The organism is Staphylococcus sp. URHA0057, from assembly GCF_000620265.1.
GTDB lineage: Bacteria > Bacillota > Bacilli > Staphylococcales > Staphylococcaceae > Staphylococcus > Staphylococcus pasteuri.
This window is the reverse complement of record NZ_KK211097.1, coordinates 281,823-301,894: the sequence shown is the minus strand read 5'-3', so window position 1 is coordinate 301,894 and position 20,072 is coordinate 281,823. Positions and strand designations below refer to the sequence as shown.

The following is a 20,072-nucleotide window of genomic DNA, read 5'->3' as shown; positions in this document are numbered from 1 at the left end:
TCATCGCCAATAAATTGACGTGCTGTGTGGATGGCATGACCTAAACCTTTTTGTTCTTTTTGTCTAACGTAAAAGATATTAGCTAAATCGGTTGAATATTGAACGCGTTCTAATAAATCATTTTTACCTTTTTCTTCTAATACCATTTCTAGTTCTTTTTGGTTATCAAAGTGGTCTTCAATCGCACGTTTATGTTTACCTGTAACGATAATAATGTCTTCGATACCTGCTCTTGATGCTTCTTCAACGATGTATTGAATAGTTGGTTTATCTAGAATTGGAAGCATTTCTTTCGGCATTGCTTTTGTTGCTGGTAAAAATCTAGTACCCAAACCAGCTGCTGGAATAATTGCTTTTTTGACCCTCATTTAATTAACTCCCCTTCAAATAACTTTTAAGCATTAGCATAAATCGTTTATTAGATTATTAATATATACAAGTGTTATATATATTGAATTTAAAGATTTATTCTTTTCATTAAAAGTAATGTTTTTACACTACATTATAATATCACATTGTTTCATAATTTATTAGCATTATTTTTTATAAATATTGTACAAGTCTATATTGTTAGACAACTCAAATTATTTAGTCAAATAAAAAACTGATTTCCAATATTAAATACAAAATCAGTTTTTCTAGTTATTAAACTAATATTCTATTTTCTGAAAATAAATATTCTCTTCAAAAAAGGATTTAGTAACTACTGCTAGCTACTAAATCCCTCTTTTAAATACAAATTGCTTATTTTATGATCTATACTTCTACATTTCGTTTTGGTACTAAAATAAATGCGGCGATAAATGCGACTAATACCATACAAGCACCTACGATAAATGCGATTGTTGCTGCAAAATGGGTATCGTTATAAATACTAATTGTTGAATAAACAGTTGTCACAACAGCGATACCAAATGCTGCTCCTAATGTTGATGTCATTTTAATGATACCTGATGCTGTACCTACTTTTTCTTCTGGAACATTTGATACTGCTGTTGATAAGGCTGGTGTTGCAAAGAAGCCTAAGCCTAACCCTATGCAAATAAACCCAATCACTGAAACGATATAATAAATTATACTTGGTAAGGCTGTAATGGATAGTAAAATAATTCCTACAGCAATAGTGATTGGTCCAAACATTAATGGTATTTGAGGTCCATTTTTTTGCATGAAACGTTCACCTACACGAACCATGATTAAACTACAAACCATATATGGAATAGTAATTAACCCTGCTTGTGCTCCTGATAATCCCATGGCGTCTTGCATATAAATATTGAATAATGCAAGCACTCCAATTTCAGTATTAACCATTAAATTAGCAATCGTTGTACCTATATAAATTTTGTTTGAAAATAACGTAAAATCAATAAATGGTTCTCTTTGTTTACGTTCATAAATGTAAAATGCAAACAATGTGATAATAAATACTACGATTAAACCTATAATTACAGGATTAAGCCAACCTAATTTTGTACCTTGTGTGATAACTATATTAATACTTAACATCATAATTACGAAGATGAAAATACCCATAATATCAAATTTCTTATTATGTGCGGATTCATCTTTAGACTCTGGCGTACCTCTTAATAATATCATTGCGATGAATGCAAAAATAATTGATAAGATAAAAATCCAACGCCATCCTACATATGTTGCGACTACACCAGCGAATAGAGAAGCTAGTCCAGTTCCACCATAAGAACCAAATGACCAAAAGCTTAATGCTTTTTGACGTTCTTCACCTGAGAAGAATGAGTTAATAATCGCAATCGTCGCTGGTAATAAACAAGCGGCTGAAAGACCTTGTAATACACGTCCTGTAAGTAAGAAGAACGGCATATTAGTTATAATAACGGAAATAGATCCTAATATACTTAATACTAGTCCCGCTCTAGTCACTTTTACTCTTCCTATTTTATCTGAGAGTCCACCTGCAACAACTATGAACACACCAGTTAATAGTGAGGTAAGACTTACTGCAATATTGATAATACTCATATCAACGTGATAATCATTTTGCACATGAGGCGCTATATTTAAGAGAGATTGAGCAAACAACCAATATGTCAAAATCCCTAATATAATAGCTAGTATTAATTGATTTCCTTTTTTGTAATTTCCAGACATAGCTAGTCACTCCTATTCATTAGTAACTTGATGCGTAGCTGCACTTTTACCAGCAATTCTTCCATAAGTAAAGATATCAGCAAGTGCATTACCACCTAATCGGTTACCTGCATGAATACCTCCTGCTACCTCACCAGATGCATATAATCCTTCAATAATATGACCTTCAACATCAATAACTTGTGCTTGAGAATTAATTCGTAAGCCTCCCATAGTATGATGTACTGCTGGTTTACGAGGTGTTGCATAGAATGGTGCTTTTTCAATTTTTAAATCAAATGCACTTTTATTGAAATCATAATCATGACCTTGATCAACAAATTTGTTATAACGTTCGATAGTATTAATTAATTGTTGTGGTTCGATGTTTAGTTTTTCTGCTAATTCTTCTAATGTGTCACCTTTTACTAATGTACCGTCTTCAAGCTCATGATTAATTTTGTCTTCAGAAGTATTCATCGCTAATGATTTAATATTTTCATCAGCAATAATGTAGAACATACCTTCTTTTTGTTCTAATGCTGCTTTAGATAACACGTCTCTACTTTCAAATTCATTTACGAAACGTTGTCCTTCTTTATTAACAAATACGAAGTTAGATGGTGTCACAATTAAACCTGTGAATAGTGCGCCTGTTTTAGGGTCAGATATTGGCATCATTTGAGAGAATCCCATACCAACAAGTTCTGCACCTGCTTGGACACCTAAACGTATACCATCACCAGTAATTGCAGGTGAGTTAGTTGTTTTAATATCATCTGGAATACTATCCCAATACGTATTATATTGTTGTAACATTTTAGTATTAGCACCAAATCCACCTGTAGCAAGTACTACACCATGTTTTGTATGAATTTTAACTTTAGCTCCGTTTGCTTTACGAGCTTCAATACCTACAATTTTATTGCCTTCTTTGATTAATTTTTCGGCTGTTGTTTCAGTGAATATACGACCGTGATGTGTTTTAACATAGTCACCAAGATTTTCGATAAATTCTAAACCTTGTGCTTTCATTGGTTTATGACCACGACGCCATAATGCACCAACTGGCATATCTACGAATGAACGATCGAAATGTACGCCTTTTTCTGTTAGCCATTTAACAGAATCTAATACATTATCTGTGAGTGTTTTAACTAGTTCATAGTCACCTGTAATTTCTACATTATTTTTATCTTTACGTTTACCACCTAAATATGTTTGAATTCGGTGTAATTCAATTGAATCGAATAAGTTATTGCCTTTTTCACTATCGTCATCTAAATAGGCTTTAATTTGAGATTTTACTGTGCGGAAATCTTCTTTATAATCATCATCTATATCATTTTCATCATGTTCTAATAGTTGTTTTAATGTCTCATGTTCACCAGCTAATGCAGGGAAACTACCTTGCCATTCTGGTTCAACTGCATTGACTTGTCCGCCAGTACGTATCGTATTTCCTCCGATAGCGGCAAATTTTTCAAGCATAATCACTTCTTTACCTTCATCTAAAGCAGTAGCTGCAGCACTTAAACCTGCACCACCAGTACCGATTACAACAATATCCGTTGTTTCTTCAATTGTTTCATTTGACCATTGAACAACTGGTTTAGGACGCGCGCGTAGTACATCAGGATCTTCGCCAGCTTGTTCAATCGCTTCAGCGATACCTTGAATAATACCTTCACTTGTAACAGTTGCCCCAGAAACTACGTCTACATTTAATGTTTGTCCTTCTATGATATCTTGTGGTAAACGTTCAAATACTGGATTAGCAATACCTTCAGATTCTCCACTGTCATCAACTTCAATACTTACAATTTTGTCTTCAGACAATTCAACTTTCATAGGTAAATTACCATTATGACCTTTAGCAAATACGTTATAAGTACCTTTATTAAATTTCACTTTTTTATTTTGTAATGCTTTAAGTTTTTCGTATTTTCTATGTTCTTCTTCTTTGTCTAATATCATAAAGTCCATTACTTTCCATAATGGTGATGGAATGTGTAATACTTTTTGATCATGGATATCAACAAATTGTTCTACTTCTTGGTCGTTAATAATTTTTTCAGTCCAATTTGGTTCAATTAAGTATGCTTTACCAACTGCTAATAAGTCATACCCTAGTTCTAAAGCTTCTTCAGCATCTTGCTTTTGTGAAATGCTTCCGACACCTATTAAAGGAATGCTTGCCAATGTTTCATTTCTAGAATTTAAGTATTTATTAATTAATGGCTCAGAATCGTCTTGATTAACGATTGACGTACGTTTATAACTATTTGCTGAAATATGGAAGTAGTCAGGTTTATATTCAGCAAGTGTATTTAAGAGATACATTGTATCTTCAAATCTAATACCTGGTTCTTCTAATTCTTCTGGAGAGAAACGATAACCAATAATAAAATCTTTAGCGTCTGCTTGAGCCACAACACTTTGAACTTTTTTCAATACTTCGATTGGGAATTTTGTACGTTTTTCTCGACTACCGCCCCATTCATCTTGTCTTCTATTAGAGTGAGGAGAGAAGAATTGTTGAATTAAATACGTATTCGCACCGTGAATTTCTACACCATCGAATCCCGCTTCAATTGCTCTACGAGTCGCTTCGCCAAAGTGATTAATCATTTGTTCTATTTGTGATGTAGTCATTTCACGCGGTGTTGCAGCATCAGGTCGCAATGCAGTAATTGGACTTGCGGAGATTGGCTGTTCTCCTTCATTTAATTTTGGATTAGCCATACGACCGGCATGATAAATTTGTAGAATTGCTTTTGATCCTTTGTCTTTAATCGCTTGTGCTAATCTTGCTAGACCTTTAACCTTTTCATCTGTGTCAACACCAATAGCACCCGGGAATCCACGTCCATGATCTTCAACAAAGCAACTTTCTACAATAATTGCAGCTGCGTCACCTGATCGGTATTGATAGTAATCTATCATTTCTGAAGTCACACTACCGTCAAAATAGCCAGCTTGAATTGTCATTGGCGCCATTACTATACGGTTTTTCAATTCAGCTCCAGAGTTTAATTTGACAGTATCTAAAATTTCTTTATTCATAAGTCATCCTCCTGATAAATTGTGATTATTTTCACATGTATATTTAAAAATATAATACTCATTTAGAGTATTTAAATTACATATTCTTTTTGCATAGAAATTCTTGAAGTTGAAACAATGTCGCCATCACGTTTAACAATGACACCTTCAATACCATCTATTTGATTAAGTAGTTCAATATTTTGTGATGCTTGCCCAAAACTACAAATCGTAGTCCATATCTCGCAATCCACAGAATGATCAGATACGATGGTTACGCTAGCAATATCATTATTAACTGGGTATCCTGTTTTACTATCTAATATGTGATGATACAATTGATGATCTTTTATAAAATAGCGTTCATATATACCTGAAGTCACAACAGATTGTTGATGAATCTCTAAAACTGCAAGTGGATTACTATTCTTATAAAAAGGATTACGAATACCTACCTTCCAACTTCTTGATGTTGGTGTATTTTCACCAATCGTAATCACGTTACCACCAAAATCAATAATTCCTGAAGTTACACCATGATTAATGAAAAATGTTTGAAGTTGATCAGCAAAATACCCTTTTACAAGAGCGCCTAAATCAATCTCCATACCTTTCTTAGTTAAATAAACTTCATTTGTTGCTTCATTCAATTCTAGATTTTCAGGATTCGTTAACGTTATCGCATGTTGAATGTCTTGTTCATTTGGCTTTTTAGCATCTTCAAAACCAATTTTCCAAAGTTTAACTAAAGGGCCTATTAAGATATTCATTTTTTGATTAGAAGATAATGTTGCATGATAACCTAGCTGAATCATTTTAAATATTTCATCACTAGTTACTACTGGCCTTATACCAGCCATTCGGTTAATTTTCATTAAATCTGAGTGCTCGTCATTAGCACTAAATTGTTTTTCCCAAGTATGAATTTTGGACTCGGCTTGAGATAAAATTGAATCTGGTTGATTGTGATTAATTGATAAGCGAATCACCGTCCCCATTGCATTAATTATGACGTTTTTCAATTTATCCCCTCCTGAAATATATTTTGATAGCGTTTACAAAAAGTGCTAAAAAAATATAAAATTTAGAAATATTGTTAACTAATTCTATTTCCAAGTTCATACTACCATAAATACACAAAAATAGTTAAAATATGATAAATGTTCACAATTAAAACACACTTTAAAAATAAACTTAATGATTATTAAATTATTTTTTATATTTTGATAAATAATTAACAATTACTTCAAATTTTATTAAAAATGGACATATCAAATTCTGCTTTGATATGTCCATAATTTGAAGGGTATTTTATGGGGTATAATATAGTTTTTTATAGCGTGATTGGAATTTTTCCTTTGAAATTAACGTATTGATATGCCATTTTGACTGCTTCATCATTTGGTGGTTCAACATTTTCTAATTGATATGGGATACCTAAATTTTTCCACTTGTGTACTCCGAGTTGGTGATAAGGTAAGATTTCAAATTTTTCAACATTATCTAGCGAATTGATAAATTCACCCAATTTAATTAAATCTTCTTTATCATCTGAAATTCCTGGGACTAGAACGTGTCTTATCCATATAGGTTGTTTCATATCTGAAAGCTTACGTGCAAATTTAAGAATATGTGTATTCGGTTTGCCTGTTAATTTAATATGTTTTTCATTATCGATATGTTTAATGTCTAAAAGCATGAGATCCGTATATTTTTGTAATTCATCAAAATGACGATTAAATGCTACTGTATCATTAACACATCCAGCAGAAGTATCAAGACATGTGTGTATTCCATTAGCTTTTAATTCTTTAAATAATGCTTCTAAAAACGGCATTTGTAACAATGGTTCGCCACCGCTAACTGTAACTCCTCCACCTGAAGCGTCAAAGTATGGTTTATAAGGTAATACTTCATTTACCATTTCATCTACTGTCACTTCTCTTGATGGCTCATTAATTTTCCATGTATCTGGATTATGACAATATAAACATCTTAATAAACAACCTTGTGTGAATAATATATATCTAATTCCTGGTCCGTCTACTGTACCCATACTTTCAACGGAGTGTAAGTGTCCTTTAAGCATTTTGCTCCCACCTTATTTTCTACATTTGTTCGTGGAATGTACGAGAAATAACATCCAATTGTTGTTCACGAGTTAATTTAATAAAGTTAACTGCATAGCCAGATACACGAATTGTTAATTGTGGGTATTCTTCAGGATGATCCATTGCATCTAGTAATGTTTCTCTATTAAATACATTGATATTTAAGTGATGGCCATGTTGCATAGCGTAACCGTCTAGCATACTTGTTAAGTTTTTGTTTTGTGATTCTTCTTCTTTACCTAGTGATTTTGGAACAATACTAAATGTATTTGAAATTCCATCTTTACAGCAATCATAAGGAATTTTAGCTACAGAACTTAATGATGATAATGCACCTTTTTGGTCGCGTCCATGCATTGGGTTAGCACCTGGTGCAAATGGTTCTCCAGCTTTACGTCCATCTGGTGTATTACCTGTTTTCTTACCATATACAACGTTTGAAGTAATCGTTAATACACTCATTGTATGTTCTGAATCACGATATGTTTTATGGCTACGTAATTTTGTCATAAAGCGTTCTACCAAGTCTACTGCAATATCATCTACACGGCTGTCGTTGTTACCATATTTGGGGAAATCTCCTTCGATTTCAAAGTCTGTCACAAGTCCATTTTCATCTCTAATAGGTGTTACTTTTGCATATTTAATTGCTGATAATGAGTCTGCTGCTACAGATAATCCTGCTATACCAGTAGCCATTGTGCGAATGATATTTGTATCATGTAATGCCATTTCGATTCTTTCATAGCTATATTTATCATGCATGTAGTGGATGATATTTAATGAATTAATGTAGACACCTGCTAACCAATCCATCATTTTTTCAAATTTAGCAAAGACTTCATCATAATCAAGTACGTCAGATTTAATACCTTCGTAACTTGGTCCTACTTGTTTTCCAGATTTTTCATCTTTACCACCATTGATTGCATATAATAATGTTTTAGCTAAGTTAGCTCTTGCTCTGAAGAATTGCATTTGTTTACCAATTTTCATAGCAGATACACAACATGCAATACCATAGTCATCGCCATAACTTTCACGCATTAAGTCATCATTTTCGTATTGAATTGAACTTGTTTTAATACTCATTTTTGCACAATAAATTTTGAAGTTTTCAGGTAAACGCACTGACCAAAGTACTGTTAAGTTTGGTTCTGGTGCTGGACCTAAATTGTCTAATGAATGTAAGAAACGGAATGAGTTTTTAGTAACAAGTGGTCTGCCATCGATACCTACACCACCAATAGATTCAGTAACCCATGTTGGATCTCCTGAGAATAATTCATTATAGTCTGGTGTACGAGCAAATTTAACAATACGTAATTTCATAATGAAGTGGTCGATAATTTCTTGTACTTCACTTTCAGTTATGTCACCATTTTTCAAATCACGTTCTGCATAAATATCTAAGAATGTTGATGTACGTCCTAAACTCATTGCTGCACCATTTTGTTCTTTAATTGCAGCTAGATATGCTAGATATAACCATTGCACTGCTTCTTTAAAGTTAGTTGCTGGTCGACTTAAATCGAAACCATACATTTGACCTAATTCTTTTAATTCATTTAAAGCTCTATATTGTTCTGATAGTTCTTCACGTAAACGAATTACATCTTCTGACATTTCAGTAGACATTGTATTGAAATCGTGAAGTTTTTCTTCCATTAAGAAATCTACACCGTATAATGCCACACGGCGGTAGTCTCCAATGATACGTCCACGGCCATAAGCGTCTGGTAACCCAGTAATAATTCCTGCTTTACGGCAATCTAACATTTCTCTGGAATATGCATCGAATACACCTTGGTTATGTGTTTTACGATAATCTGTGAAGACTTTTTCAGTTTCTGGATCTAATTCATATCCATATGCTTCACATGCAGCTTTCGCCATACGTATACCACCAAATGGTTGCATTGAGCGTTTGAATGGTTTATCTGTTTGAACACCAACGATTGTTTCTAAGTTTTTGTCTAAATATCCTGCATCATGTGAAGTGATTGTCGATGCAACTTTTGTATCCATATCCCACATGCCACCGCGATCACGTTCTTCTTTAGACAATTGCATCACTTGGTCCCATAATTTTGAAGTAGCTTCTGTTGGACCTTCTAGGAATGCGTCGTCGCCTTCATATAAAGAATAGTTTAATTGAATAAATTCTCTTACGTCTGAATGTCTATTCCAACGTCCATTTTTAAAACCTTGCCAAGCATGAGTATGATTTGTTTCTAACATACCTTTCGCCTCCAATTATTTATTATTAGTTAATTAATTCCAAATTTTGTTATCGCTTTCACAAAGAGTATAGCATGTATTTTGTGATTATTTTCACATAATTTATGGCTAAATTATATATAATATGTGGCTGATTAAAGAACCTGTGAAATAAATTAATAGAGTATATCTTTTAAATTATCTGTTATATAACAAATTTATAGTTAATGGTAAAAAGAATAGTTTGTCACTTTAAAAAAAGTGAATTTATTGACTAAATACAATTAAATTTTCAAGCAAATATGTTAGGCTAATTTAGTATGGAATGATGACATCATCTAACCTTCAAGTATTGAGTGATTAATAGTTTAAAGGAGTTAAATGTTACATGAAGAAGTTATATCTTTTTTTATTAATGGGATTATTAATACTGTCAGCATGTTCAAATGGTCATTTAGGTGAAAAAAATCAAAAAAGTGATAATAACCATTCGAAGAAAAATCATAAAAAGATTAAAAAAGACGGAAAGACATATATTGATGGTATTCTAATAGTAAATAAACAAATTAAATTACCTAAAGATTTCAATCCAGGAGAAAATCCAAAAGCGGTACGTGCTTTAAATAAAATGATGACAGATGCAAAGAAAGATAATATTCAATTATATAAAATAAGTGGTTTTAGAAGTTATCAAACACAAGTACAACTATTTAATAATTATAAAGCTAGAGATGGCGAAAAAGCTGCTAATAAATATAGTTCGAAACCAGGTCACTCTGAACATCAAACTGGATTATCATTTGATGTAGGAGCACAGGGCTCAGATAAAAATTTATATCGTAGCTTTGGTAAAACTAAAGAAGGTAAATGGATTAAAAAACATGCTGCTGATTATGGTTTCATTGTAAGATATGGGAAACATAAAGAGAATGAAACAGGTTATCAATATGAACCATGGCATTTACGTTATTTAGGAAAAGATAAAGCGAAACAAGTTAAACAATCAGGTAAAAGTTTAGAATCATATTTAGGTTTATATCCTAGGAAATAAATAATAGAAAAAGGCGGAGATTTTGAATTGAATATCAACTCAAAATTTCCGCCTTACTTTATGATAAAAGTGATAACTTTATTATTTTTCTTCGCCTACAACTGTAAAACGTTCATTAATATGTTGTGGGTTTTCAATTTCATCTACAATAGCTATTGCAAAATCAGCATAGCTAATATAACTTTTTCCATTAGAATTCACTAATAGTTGATCTTTACCAGATTTATATTTACCAGTTCTTGCACCTTCATAATCAAATTCAGCTGAAGGACTTAAAAATGTCCAAGTAATTCCTTCTGCATTTTGTAATTCTTCAAGGTTTTGTCCTTGGCCTATTGCAGTTGGTTTGACTACATCTGGAAATTCTTCAGTGTCAATCAGTTTAGTAGTGTGAGCATCATCAACATATAAGCTTCCTGCACCACCAACAATAATTGCTCTAGTATCTGTACCTTTTAAAATATCAATTAAATGACGACCTGCATTAATATGACCTTCTGAATCGCCTAATGGTGCACCAAATGCATTTACCACTACATCAAATGCTGTAATATCAGAAGTAGTTAAATCATGAATATCTTTTTCAATGACATCTACATTTGAGTTCGAAACTTTTGATGCATTTCTTACGATAGCCGTTACTTGGTTTCCTCTATCTACTGCTTCTTCTAAAATAAGTTGTCCAACTTTACCTGAAGCCCCAATAATTCCTACTTTCATTATAAACCCCTCCGTATTTCTAGTTATAAAGGTTAATTTAAAAGCAATTAATCTATATATATAAATGTAATCTTTGCAGTTACTTATGTTTTTGTCAATTTAATAGCTCTTAATATAAATTCTTATCCATAAAGTGGTAGGTTAGTTATCTCAATTTATATATTTATTTATTATTCTTAAAATAAATTTTGATGCCAATAATTGTAAGCATACCAAGTAGTACAAGGCCTACGACCGCCATAAGTATGTAAAGGAAAATCATGCCCCAATGTGTCGTAGCTTCAACTTTAACGCTAGGGGCGTGATGATCTTTTATAAATTGTCTATCATAATCAACGTATAATCGATTGTCTTTAGAAACTTTCAATTTATATTTTTTCTTATCTTTTGGAACTAAATCATATAAATCTTTTTTAACTTCGTATTCCTTACCATCTATCTTATGTTCCCCTTTTGAAACAACTTTACGGTATTCATATTGTTTAAAAGCATGCTCAGTTAAAGCATTCGCAAGTTTTTGACGTGCGTGTTTAGCTTGTTCATCAGGATAGGGCATAACATTAAATATGCCAGTAACGATTCTTAAATGGTGTCGTTTAGCTGTTAATTCTAGATTATAGCCATTGTCACTAGTACCTGTTTTCAATCCATCAACATCTTTCATAGCATCTGCTTCATTTGGTAATGACGTATTTGTATTATGTAGCTCTTGATTAGATTGTGTATCTTTAGAAAGCTTTGTAATTTTTAAAACATCCGGATGTTCTTTTAACAAATTTGTGCTGAGTATAGCCATATCTCGTGCAGATGTATGAGAAATAGTATCATTTTTATATTTTTTCGGTTCATATGGTTGTAATACTTTATTATTTGCTCCACTTGGATTAGTAAATTTTGTATTTTTCATACCTAATTCTTTTGCTTTTTTATTCATTCTATCTGTGAATTTTGAAGAATTGCCATCAATATGTTCAGCTAAAACTAACGTAGAAGCATTACTTGATTCTAATGCTGCTTGTTTCAATAATTGATTGATTGTAACAGTTTCACCTTGTTTTAAAGGAAATGTTGTTAAATTAGGTAATTCTGACATTTTTTCGTATCTTGATGTAATTTTTACTTTATCGTTCATTTTCACTTTTCCGGATTTAATATCATCGTATATTAAATTCATTGTCATCAATTTGGTTGTTGAAGCTGGATCAACTTGTTTTTTGTCGTGATAATTGTAGAGTATTTGTCCATCCTCAGTAGTTACTATCATACCTTTTGGATTGTATTGCTTATCAATGTTTTGTTTTTCTTGTTTAGCTACGTCTACAGGTGACTGTGATGCTAAAACAGTTGGTGATACAACGATTAAACACATAATTATCATCAGAATACTGGTCAAAACTTTTTTCAATGATGTTCCCCCTATTAATATTTTTATATCATTTAGTTACTATATGTAATTTGCATATACCTATGTTTATAAGTGCCCTACTTAATTTCACTCTAAACTAATTTGGTATTTATGTATATATTATATGAACATAAGTATTATAACGTAATTGACTTACTCTATTAAAATTTTATTATCAAATTTTGTAAAATATGTATTTCTAAAGTAAGAAGGACTTTATTTTTTAAAATTTATAGCATTTTATCGTTTTATTACATTTTGTAATCTATTTTTAATTGTTTAGTTACAATAAATATCTGATTTGTTCTTGAATGTAAATAGCTAGTATTGTAATATAACTGTTATATCAGGTATATAAAATATACAAAAGGAGTTATACGCTATGAGAATAGGATTATTATTAATTAGACTTATGTTAGGTGTCACTTTTACAATACATGGTTCACAAAAGGTATTTAGTGGATTTAAAGAACCTATGGAAATGATGGCTGGCTTAGGCTTTCCAGCATTTTTAGGCATTTTATTAGGATTGTTTGAATTTATTGGTGGTATCTTTATGATTATAGGTTTACTTTCAAATTACGTTGCTGCTGGTTTTATCGTTATTATGCTAGGCGCATTATTTACGGTACATCTATCACAAGGTTATATGGCTTCAGAACTTGTAATTATACTTCTAGTTATGAGTATTGCTGTAATGATCTCATATAATTGGAAGAAATTATTAGAACTATATTAATTTTTAAATAGAACATTCAGACACACGAAAAGCAACCTAACACATCGTTAGGTTGCTTTTTCAAATACGATTTTCTATTATATACTAATCATCTTGTTGACTATCTAATACTTTACCTGTTTTAGCATCGACTGTTATTTCATGTTTTTCTTTACCTTTTTGTAGGTCGAAATCATAAACTAATTTTCCATCATCTTTAGATAATGACCATTCTTTAACGTCACCGTCAAATTCTTTTTGAGCAGATTTAATGGCATCTTTATAATCTTTTACATCACTATATTTAAACGAATCATTAGAATTATTAGATTCGCCTTTTTCAGTTTCTTTATGAATTACCTTTTTATCTTTGTCATTAATAATGACTTCTGATTCTTTGTTATTCTTAGTGTCTTGTTGTTCAACTTTGTATACCCAGTCGCCATTTGATTTTTCATATGAAATATCTTTTAAATCTTGACCTTTATATGTTTGTTGCGTTTTTTTAATCGCATCTTCAGGATTTGTCTTAATATCTTTTACTGCTACAGTAGTATCTTTTGTACCTTCGTCTTTTTTATTTGAAGCTGAATCACTACCTCCATTGCCACACGCACCTAATAAAATGGCTGCCGATGATAATAAAGCTATTGTTTTTGTATGTTTCATTGTTAGTCTCTCCTTTATATTAGATATTTCTTAATCCCCAACTTTCTATACAAAAAAACTTAAATTAAGGAATTGTAAAGATTTGGTAAAGATTTATTGAAGATAAATGTTTACAGTAGTTCACTTATTTTAAAGTATTTATCATTGCTTTTTATTGAATTTTACGTTTCGATTGTACTTAAAAATTTTAGAATATTAGTTCTAAATTAGACCACGAGCACGTTGACGTCAGACAAACCTCAGTGTCCTCTCACAGAAATCATTTACACTTATTTTGATTTTTATAAATTTTTAAATGTTTTCAAAAATAATAGCTACAAAAAACTTTTTTAGAAATAGATTTGTGAATAGTTATACTTGTATTACAACAAATATATTATACAAACTTATTGAATTTTACTCTATTCGTTGTAATGGGATAACAATTTTATTTTCCAAATAATATTAATATTTTTTAATCTCAAAGTGTGATATATTTGTTACGTAATATGAAGTTAAATATTAGTGTATTATTACATTGAGACTAACCCATTCTTACACAGCAACATTTAAAGGAGTATGGTTCAATGTCAAAAAGACAAAGAAATTTAAAACACAGTTTAGAAAACGAAAAATCTCGGGTTAAATTATATAAATCTGGGAAACATTGGATTAAATCAGGTATCAAAGAAATTAAATTAATGCGAATCATGGGATTACCTATCTTTTCCAATCATACAATGGAAGATTCTGATGAAGGTAAAGAAAAAGGTAACTTTGTAAAAAGAAATGCTATAAAAGCTTCTACAATAGCAGGTGGCGCTTTTACAGTTAATATGTTACATAATCATCAAGCAATGGCAGCTTCTGAATTACCTGTAACTTCAGAGCTTTCTACACAAAGTCAAGCAGTCGCAAATCAAAATTCAACTGAACTTAAACATGCAAGCAATAGTGAAAACACAGCGAAAAGTGAATCTGTTTCATCAGAAAAAACACAAAGTTCTGAAAAAAATGACACAACTGATAGTACTCAATCTACGTCTAGTAGTAGCGAGAAATCAGATACACAATCTAGTGAAAGCGTTGAAAATAAATCTGAACAACATAGTGAAACTGATCAAACTAACAAACAGAATTCTGATTCAGAGCAAGCTTCTAAGTCTAGTCAATCAGACCATAGTAACTCTGAAGCAAGCAAAAATGATTCAAAAAATTCTCAAAGTACAAAATCTACTTCATCATCTAACGATAATTCATCTGATTCACAATCGCAGAAATCAGAAACAGCTACAAATGAAAGTAAAACAAGTACTTCAAGTGAAACTAAATCAACTTCACCAGACTCTCAATCTCAAGCTTCAACGAAAAATACCGACAGTCAATCATCTGCAGGTGCTACATCAAGTGAATCCCCAAAACAAAATACAGTAAATAGTGAAGCGATTACGAATAAAACATCATATATTAATGAAAGAATGACACATACTGCTTCTGAGAGTGTTGTCACTACACCGGTTGCTAGTGAATCTAGTAAATCGACTAGTACAACTAAAGTACGTGCATTTAGTAGATTAGCGGTCAATCGTTTAGCAGCTGCAGCAACAACAGCATCACCAATTGCACCTACAACTTCACAGGTCGTAGTTGATAAGGATAACTTTACTGATCATTTCACAACTAGCGGTTCTGCAACATACGATCAAAGTACTGGTGTTGCAACATTAACTCCAGATGTTGGCGGACAAAAAGGTGCTATATCTCTAGGTACTAAAATTGACTCAAATAAAAGTTTCCATTTTGAAGGTAAAGTTAACCTAGGAACTCGTTATGAAGGAACTTCTCCAGACGGCGTCACTGGTGGCGATGGTATCGGTTTCGCCTTTTCACCAGGTACACTCGGACAAATTGGTAAAGAAGGGGCTGCCTTAGGTATTGGTGGCTTGAATAATGCTTTCGGCTTTAAGTTAGATACTTATCATAATACCTCACAACCTAACTCATCTGCCAAAGCTAATAAAGACCCTGCTAGTGTAGGTGGCGGTGGCGCATTCGGTGCATTTGTAACAACAAATAATTCAGGCGTAGCAACAACTTATACAGATAATACAAAAACTGCTAATGCGGCTAAATTAACAACACAACCTAATGGTACTTTCCAAGATTTTATCATTGATTATAATGGTGATACGAAAGTCATGACAGTAACATATGCTGGACAAACGTGGACTAGAAATATTTCTGATTGGATTAAAGCCAGTAAAAATACTAACTTCTCGCTATCTATGACAGCGTCTACTGGTGGAGCTCGAAATTTACAACAAGTTGAAATTGACTCATTCACGTATACTGAAACTGCTACGGCACAAGTTCACTATGTTGATGCCGATACTGGTAAAGAAATCGTTGCAGCTAAAACACTGGCTGGAGACGTAGACAATACTGTCACTATTGATGATCAACAAAGCGCGATTACGGCTAAAGGTTATCAATTAGTAAATATAGATAGTACATATGCACCAACATATAACGCAACAAATAAAACAGTTAAATTAACAAATGCAGGGCAAGCTATAACTGTCTTTTATAAAGATGTACAGGCACCAACTATTAACATGTCTAATCAAACTAAAGAAATTAATAGCCCAATTTCACCTATTACAGTGAATACAACAGATAATGGTACTGGCACTGTTACAAATACTGTTACAGGTCTACCTTCTGGATTAAGTTATGATTCAGCATCAAACACAATTACTGGAACTCCTACACAATTAGGAAATAATACTGTTACTGTCACTTCAGTTGATCAAGCCGGTAATTCGTCTACATCGACATTTAACATTAATGTAGTGGATACTACTAATCCGGTTATTAATATTAATAATCAATCTAACCAAGTACTATCACCTATTAATAACGTAACAATTGATACAAGTGACAACAGTGGTTCAACAACTGATACTGTAACTGGATTACCACCAGGTTTAACTTATGATCCTACAACTAAAACAGTTAGTGGCACACCTACTACAATGGGTGACTATACTGTAACAGTTACATCTAAAGATGCTAGTAATAATACAACTACTAAAACATTTACTTGGAATATTGGAAGAAATGCAGAAAGTGATTCTATTTCTAACTCACAAAGTACTTCAACAGTTGATAGTACAAGTACTTCAAATAGTACATCTAATAGTAATAGTATTTCGTCATCAAATAGTACTAGTGCATCTATAAGTAATTCTACGAGTGCTTCAACTTCTGGTAGTACAAGTGCGTCACTAAGTAACTCACAAAGTACTAGTGCATCCTTGTCTGATAGTCAATCAGTAAGTAATAGCATGTCAGTTTCTAATAGTGCAAGTGCGTCATTAAGCGATTCTATTAGCGCTTCAACTTCTGGTAGTACAAGTGCTTCACTAAGTGACTCACAAAGTACTAGTGCGTCCATGTCTGATAGCCAATCAGTAAGTAACAGCATGTCAGCTTCTGATAGCACAAGCACTTCTGTAAGTGAATCTCAAAGTTCTAGTACTTCTATGTCGGATAGCGCGAGTGCTTCAACTTCTGATAGTGCTAGTGCTTCACTAAGTGATTCATTGAGTACGTCTGTTTCAGATAGCACGAGCACTTCTGTAAGTGATTCATCTAGTACTAGTACTTCGACATCACTTTCTGATAGTTCTAGTACATCTATGAGTGATTCTACTAGTACTAGTACGTCTACGTCTGATAGTGCAAGTACTTCACTAAGTGATTCATTGAGTACTTCTGTTTCTGACAGCACGAGTACGTCTGTGAGCGATTCAAATAGTACAAGTACTTCTACTTCGCTTTCTGATAGCGCAAGCACGTATACTAGCGATTCATCTAGTACAAGTACGTCTACGTCTGATAGCACAAGTGCTTCACTAAGTGATTCATTGAGTACTTCTGTTTCTGATAGCACGAGCACTTCTGTGAGCGATTCAAATAGTACAAGTACTTCTACTTCACTTTCTGATAGCGCAAGCACTTCGACAAGTGACTCTACTAGTACAAGTACGTCAACTTCTGATAGTGCTAGTGCTTCACTAAGTGATTCATTGAGTACTTCTGTTTCTGACAGCACGAGTACGTCTGTGAGTGATTCAAATAGTACTAGTACTTCTACATCGCTTTCTGATAGTGCAAGCACGTCGACTAGCGATTCGTCTAGTACTAGTACTTCCACTTCGGATAGCACAAGTGCTTCACTAAGTGATTCATTGAGTACTTCTGTTTCAGATAGCACGAGCACTTCTGTAAGTGATTCATCTAGTACGAGTACTTCTACATCACTTTCTGACAGTGCAAGCACATCGACAAGTGACTCTACTAGTACAAGTACTTCCACTTCGGATAGCGCAAGCACGTCTACAAGTGATTCATTGAGTACTTCTGTCTCCGATAGCACGAGCACTTCTGTAAGTGAATCAACTAGTACTAGTACATCTACTTCGCTTTCTGATAGTGCAAGCACTTCGACAAGTGACTCTACTAGTACAAGTACTTCTACGTCTGATAGTACAAGTGCTTCACTAAGTGATTCGACTAGTACATCAACATCACTCTCTGATAGTGCAAGCACGTCGACAAGTGACTCTACTAGTACAAGTACATCGACGTCCGATAGTACAAGTACTTCTCTAAGTGATTCTGCTAGTACTTCTGTCTCTGACAGCACGAGCACGTCTGTAAGTGATTCAAATAGTACTAGTACTTCTACGTCGCTTTCTGACAGTGCAAGCACGTCTACGAGTGACTCATCTAGTACAAGTACGTCGACTTCTGATAGCACAAGTACTTCTCTAAGTGATTCTACTAGTACTTCTACGTCACTCTCTGATAGTTCTAGTACGTCATTGAGTGATTCTGCTAGTACAAGCACTTCGACATCTGATAGTGCAAGTACGTCTGTAAGTAATTCTACTAGTATGTCTATTTCTGCTAGTACGAGTACCTCTGTGAGTGATTCATCTAGCATGAGTACTTCTACGTCACTTTCAGACAGTGCAAGCACATCGACAAGTGACTCAGCTAGTACAAGTACGTCGACTTCTGATAGCACAAGTACTTCTCTAAGTGATTCTGCTAGTACAAGTACTTCGCTTTCTGATAGCGCAAGTACTTCATTAAGTGATTCATCTAGTACGAGTACGTCGCTTTCTGATAGTTCTAGTACTTCTATGAGTGACTCAGCTAGTACACAAACGTCTCTTTCTACTAGTACGAACGAATCAATGAGTGAATCATCTAGCATAAGTTCTTCATTATCTAATAGTGTAAGTACTTCTACTTCAGGTAGTACTAGTACATCATTGAGTGGTTCATCTAGTACGAGTACGTCACTTTCTGACAGTTCTAGTACGTCATTGAGCGACTCATCTAGCGTGAGCACTTCTACTTCGGTTAGTACGAGCACTTCTCTAAGTGGTTCGACAAGCACGAGTACGTCGCTTTCTGATAGTTCTAGTACGTCATTGAGCAATTCATCTAGTGATAGCACTTCTATTTCAGATAGTACAAGTACTTCGTTAAGTGATTCTGCTAGTACAAGTACTTCACTTTCTGACAGTACGAGTACTTCATTGAGTGGATCAGCTAGCACAAGTACTTCTACTAGTACGAGCACTAGTACATCGCAAAGTGATTCTACTAGTACGAGCACGTCACTTTCTGACAGTTCTAGTACATCATTGAGCGACTCATCTAGTGATAGTGCCTCTACTTCGGATAGTACAAGTACTTCATTAAGCGATTCATCTAGTACGAGTACGTCGCTTTCTGACAGTTCTAGTACGTCGCTAAGTGGTTCATCTAGCACAAGTACTTCTACTTCGGTTAGCACAAGCACTTCACTAAGTGATTCTACTAGCACGAGTACGTCGCTTTCTGACAGTTCTAGCACTTCTCTAAGTGGTTCAACTAGTACGAGTACGTCGCTTTCTGATAGTTCTAGTACGTCATTGAGTGAGTCTTCTAGTGATAGTGCCTCTACTTCAGATAGTACAAGTA

12 protein-coding genes are annotated in these 20,072 nt (G+C 33.3%); 3 read left to right on the top strand and 9 right to left on the bottom strand.

Annotated elements, in window-relative coordinates; genetic code table 11:
- From N524_RS0112665 to pflB, 6 genes are all read right to left on the bottom strand, one after another.
- Nucleotides 1-368 (bottom strand): UTP--glucose-1-phosphate uridylyltransferase (locus tag N524_RS0112665; protein ID WP_029056739.1); only part of this gene is annotated, 368 nt, incomplete at its 3' end.
- Nucleotides 369-756: 388 nt separating this feature from the next.
- Nucleotides 757-2,133: an MFS transporter gene (locus N524_RS0112660; protein ID WP_017637621.1), complete on the bottom strand. Its 1,377-nt coding sequence runs from the start codon at nucleotides 2,131-2,133 to the stop codon at nucleotides 757-759.
- 12 nt (nucleotides 2,134-2,145) lie between these two features.
- Complete coding sequence (locus N524_RS0112655) at nucleotides 2,146-5,178, bottom strand: NADH-dependent flavin oxidoreductase (RefSeq protein ID WP_029056738.1); 3,033 nt, start codon at nucleotides 5,176-5,178, stop codon at nucleotides 2,146-2,148.
- A gap of 71 nt (nucleotides 5,179-5,249) precedes the next feature.
- Nucleotides 5,250-6,179, bottom strand: coding sequence for an FAD:protein FMN transferase (locus N524_RS0112650; RefSeq protein ID WP_029056737.1), 930 nt, complete (start codon nucleotides 6,177-6,179; stop codon nucleotides 5,250-5,252).
- 311 nt (nucleotides 6,180-6,490) lie between these two features.
- Nucleotides 6,491-7,246 (bottom strand): pyruvate formate-lyase-activating protein, encoded by a 756-nt coding sequence (gene pflA, locus N524_RS0112645; RefSeq protein WP_029056736.1) that lies wholly within the window; start codon nucleotides 7,244-7,246, stop codon nucleotides 6,491-6,493.
- A 19-nt stretch (nucleotides 7,247-7,265) separates the two neighbouring features.
- The gene (gene pflB, locus N524_RS0112640) at nucleotides 7,266-9,509 is read right to left on the bottom strand and encodes a formate C-acetyltransferase (RefSeq protein ID WP_029056735.1); all 2,244 of its coding nucleotides are present in this window, start codon (nucleotides 9,507-9,509) and stop codon (nucleotides 7,266-7,268) included.
- Nucleotides 9,510-9,876: 367 nt separating this feature from the next.
- On the opposite strand from pflB, the gene N524_RS0112635 reads away from it, so the two are divergent.
- On the top strand, nucleotides 9,877-10,539 hold the full coding sequence (locus tag N524_RS0112635) for a M15 family metallopeptidase (RefSeq protein ID WP_029056734.1): 663 nt from the start codon (nucleotides 9,877-9,879) through the stop codon (nucleotides 10,537-10,539).
- An 81-nt stretch (nucleotides 10,540-10,620) separates the two neighbouring features.
- Here N524_RS0112635 and N524_RS0112630 read toward each other — a convergent pair whose 3' ends face one another.
- Both N524_RS0112630 and pbp4 read right to left on the bottom strand, forming a co-directional pair.
- Nucleotides 10,621-11,259 carry an NAD(P)-dependent oxidoreductase gene (locus N524_RS0112630; protein ID WP_029056733.1) on the bottom strand — a complete coding sequence of 213 codons (639 nt, stop codon included), beginning with the start codon at nucleotides 11,257-11,259 and terminating at the stop codon, nucleotides 10,621-10,623.
- Nucleotides 11,260-11,422: 163 nt separating this feature from the next.
- Nucleotides 11,423-12,664, bottom strand: a complete 1,242-nt coding sequence (gene pbp4, locus N524_RS0112625) for a penicillin-binding protein PBP4 (RefSeq protein ID WP_029056732.1) — start codon at nucleotides 12,662-12,664, stop codon at nucleotides 11,423-11,425.
- A 382-nt stretch (nucleotides 12,665-13,046) separates the two neighbouring features.
- Here pbp4 and N524_RS0112620 point away from each other — a divergent pair, with 382 nt between their 5' ends.
- The gene (locus N524_RS0112620) at nucleotides 13,047-13,403 is read left to right on the top strand and encodes a DoxX family protein (RefSeq protein ID WP_029056731.1); all 357 of its coding nucleotides are present in this window, start codon (nucleotides 13,047-13,049) and stop codon (nucleotides 13,401-13,403) included.
- An 84-nt stretch (nucleotides 13,404-13,487) separates the two neighbouring features.
- On the opposite strand, the gene N524_RS0112615 is transcribed toward N524_RS0112620, so the two are convergent.
- Entirely contained in the window at nucleotides 13,488-14,051 is a 564-nt protein-coding gene (locus tag N524_RS0112615) for a PepSY domain-containing protein (protein ID WP_029056730.1), read from the bottom strand.
- 566 nt (nucleotides 14,052-14,617) lie between these two features.
- Between N524_RS0112615 and N524_RS13025 the strand changes: the two genes are divergently transcribed.
- Nucleotides 14,618-20,072: lectin-like domain-containing protein (locus N524_RS13025; protein ID WP_037555843.1), on the top strand; the 5,455-nt coding region annotated here is incomplete at its 3' end.